A 3,409-nucleotide genomic window follows, 5' to 3' on the forward strand; every position below is an offset into this window, starting at 1 on the left:
GGCCGCGGTGCGGGTGTCCTGCTGAGCCGACTGCTGCGATTCGTGCGGCTGGCCGGGGGACGCACCCTCCGCGTGGTCCGGCCGCTCGGTCGGCTTCGGCACCTCCGGCGGTTTCGGCGGCGGCTCCGGTGGCTCCGGTGGCTTGGTTTCCTGAACGTTCTCGGCCATCAGCGAATCAGCCTGTCACCCACTCGACGCTGGACGGACGCTTTCCGGACGCAACGTACTCCTGCACCAGGCGGCGGGCTGTCGCAATGCTGACCCGCGCCTTCTCGGCCGGTACGACGGCCGGCGCGGCGTCCGCGGAATACCACACCGTCAGCGGGGAGTCCGGCGGCAGTTCCACGGCGTACGAACCGTCGGCCAGCCAGCTGACCGCCGCGCGGCCGGCCTCCACGTCGATGTCCACGCGCAGGTCGTCCTCGTCGAACGAACGCTCCTGGTGCAGCCCCCGGGCCCCGACCGGGCCGTAGTACAGCGACTGCCCGTATCGGGCGTCCGCGTTGGGGCGCTCGATCTCCTCGTCGAAGAGCTCGCCGGCCTGCGCCGGATCCGACAGAGGCTCTTGCTGGGCCGAGATGTTGGTCATCACGAGCGTCACCGGATGAGTTCTCCCGTTCCTGTGAAGGTCTTGCTGTAGAAGGTGCGACCACCGTCGACGCTGCCGTAAACGGTCATCGTATCGCCGGCCGGCATCGCGCCCGGTAGCAACTGATCGCAGGTCAGCGGCCTGCCCTTGTCGAAATCCCGAGAGCCGCACGTGGTGTTGTCGAGGACGACGTCCATGTGGCGGGGCTCCCGGGATTCCGCCTCGGCCGCGGAATCCAGCCGCATCTGCTTCGCCGCCCGCATCTCCGCGTCACCCGCGTTGCGTGGCTCGCCGCGCAGCGGCCGGCCGTTCGCATCGTTCAGCCGGCTGAAATCCAGGTCGTTGCCGACGCTGCGGTCCCGGGGGCTGGAGGAGACCGGGGTGGGGGCGGACGAGTCGGCGTCGCCGTACCGGAAAGCGCCGGAGGTCGGGCGGTTGGTGTCCTTCGGCCTGGAGGCGAAGTCCTCTGACTGGGTACGCATCCAGTCCTTCGGCAGTTCGGTACGGCCGACGCTGTCGTACCCGGGGGCGACCGAGTCGAAATGATGCGCCTTCTCGTGCTCGGCCCGCACCGCCTCGCGCGTCTCCTGCCGAGCCGACTGCTGCGTCTCGGGCGGCCGGCCGGGAGTCTCCGAGCGGTCCGACCGCTCGGTCGGCTTCGGCACCTCCCGCGGTTTCGGCGGCGGCTCCGGTGGCTTCGTCTCCTTGACGTTCTCGGCCATCAGCGCACCAGCGGCCCCTGAACACCGTCATCGCCCGGCCGGGCGGGCGGCGGGCCGACGGCCTCGGTCGTGAGTGGTGCGGCGATCAGGAAACGGGCCGGCCAGTGGCACCTGACGAAGTTCTCGGCCAGCATCGTCTCGACCCGCTCGGCCCAGTCGTACGCCTCGAACTCCGCGCCCACCGCCCGCTCCAACGCCCCGGGGACGCGAACTCCCAGCGCCACTTCCCGGCGCACCGAGGCATCCGAGATGTCCCGGTCGAGCCACAGCCGCACGGCCGCGGCCTGCTGGGCGACCGTCGACCCGGGGATCTCCCGGCCGTACACCGAGGCCCACTCCGCGGACCGCGGATGCCGACGCCCAGCGGCACCGTCCACAGAGGCGTCCAGGATGTCGGCGAGCCGCGACCACCGGTACGGCCGGGCCAGATATGTCAGCTCCTCGTCGGCGCAGTCGAACACCCCGTCCAGATAGCCGGTCATCGATCCGAGCACGTGCCCGGCCACCGCCGCCGGACCGGCCTGTGTGGACAGCACCGACGACCGTGCCGCGACCGCCTCGTCCACCGCGTGCGACATCGCGCATTCCCGCAGCCGGGACGGCAGGTCGAGCAGCTGCCGGATCCGGTGCGCCCGCAACGCCGGCGTCGGCCAGCCGGTGAGGTGACCGAGCACACCGAGCTCCGCCCACACCGCCAGCCACGGTTCGTCCTCCAGATATCGCTGCGCCGTCCGCATGTCGCGCAGCGTGCACGCCGTGCTCAGGCACGAGGCCCCGCACGTCTCGCTCCGGCGGCCGATCACCGCGTCGGCCGGGGCGGTCGGCGTCCGCCCGCCTCGTTCGCGGGGCGTGCCGTCGGGCATGCGTACCAGCACGGGTTGGTCCATGCCGTCGGCGAAGACGGCTGCGGTGCCCGGCGGGAGCGTCACCAGAAACTGCGACTGGCGGTCGGTGAGGTTGACGGTGGCACCGACCGCTTCGCGGTCGTCGGCGGCCGGGAGGCGGTGCATGATCTTGACGGCGGTGTTCTTGATGACGTCGGGTACGAGCTTGGCCGGGATCTGCTCGGCGATGACCAGCCCTTCGCCGTAGGCGCGGATCTCGGCCAGCAGCCCGGCGAACAGCTCCACCGCGTGCGACGCCGGACCCGGCTGCTCGGTGCGGCGCAGCAACCGGTGCGCCTCCTCGAAGACACTCAGGTGGCGCAGACCCTGCGCGGCGGCGAAGGGCTGCACGCGCAGGTGCTCGGTCAGCTGGATCAGCAGACCGCCCATCAGGAAGGCCTTGTCGCGGTCGTCGCCGACGTCCTCGATCTCGAAGACCACGTTGTGCCGCATCAGGTCGGCGAGGTTCAGCGGGTGGCCGCCCTCGAAGAACCGGCCGGTGGTGCCGAGACGCAGGCTGGAGAGCCGGACCCGGATGAACCCGCGCACGTTGTCGGTGATCTCCTGGCCGTACCCGATCTGGTCGACCACGAGCTCCGCCGTGCGCTGCAGGTCGCCGAGCGTCGGGTATCGCGGGTGGTGGCCGGGCGCGCGGGCCTCGCTGAGCGCCAGGTCCCAGCCGAGCTCGGTGTAACAGCGGGTCAGCGCGGCGCTGAGGACCTGCGGGAACGGCTCCTCGGCCTCGAACGCGGCCAGGAACAGCGACCGGGTCAAGTCCAGGTGGGTCTGCAGCGGGAACCCGTCGGCCGGGCGCAGCGGGTTGAAGCCGGCCGGCGGCGCCTGGGGGTCGCCGGGACGGATCGTGATCACTTGCGAGCCGCCGATCCGGTCGGCCATCTGCCGGTACTCGGCCTTGGCCGGCTCGACCACCAGCCACGGCAGGCGCTCGGCGGTGGCGCCCTCGAGCAGGTGCCGGACCGTCTGCGACTTGCCGGCGCCGGTCGCACCGCAGACGAAGGTGTGCCGGTTCAGGCTGCCGCGCGGGATCTCCAGTGGACCGACCGGTGTCTCGGTGCGGTCCAGCACCGTACCCACGGTCAGCGCGCCCGGGTCGCGGCCGGTGGTCTCCGGCGTGACGTCGAACTCGGATCGCATCGCGAACCGCAGGCCGGGCACCTCCTCGACCGGCGCGACGGCCAGCGAGGCGAGCAGCT

Annotated in this window: 3 protein-coding genes; all 3 read right to left on the reverse strand. The window is 71.8% G+C overall.

Annotated elements, in window-relative coordinates; genetic code table 11:
* Nucleotides 1–175 precede the first annotated feature (175 nt).
* Nucleotides 176–601 carry an Imm1 family immunity protein gene (locus tag AB0M20_RS33355; RefSeq protein WP_364304318.1) on the reverse strand — a complete coding sequence of 142 codons (426 nt, stop codon included), beginning with the start codon at nucleotides 599–601 and terminating at the stop codon, nucleotides 176–178.
* Nucleotides 598–1,311, reverse strand: coding sequence for a DddA-like double-stranded DNA deaminase toxin (locus tag AB0M20_RS33360; protein WP_364304319.1), 714 nt, complete (start codon nucleotides 1,309–1,311; stop codon nucleotides 598–600). The genes AB0M20_RS33355 and AB0M20_RS33360 overlap by 4 nt, the downstream gene beginning before the upstream one ends.
* Nucleotides 1,311–3,409: ATP-binding protein (locus AB0M20_RS33365; protein WP_364304320.1), on the reverse strand; the 2,099-nt coding region annotated here is incomplete at its 5' end. The genes AB0M20_RS33365 and AB0M20_RS33360, both read right to left, overlap by 1 nt.

This window comes from Actinoplanes sp. NPDC051633 (assembly GCF_040681735.1).
Lineage (GTDB): Bacteria > Actinomycetota > Actinomycetes > Mycobacteriales > Micromonosporaceae > Actinoplanes.

What these genes read in the sequence shown, in the direction of transcription:
- AB0M20_RS33360 (WP_364304319.1), bottom strand. Translation starts at nt 1,311, where the DNA reads ATGGCCGAGAACGTCAAGGAGACGAAGCCACCGGAGCCGCCGCCGAAA.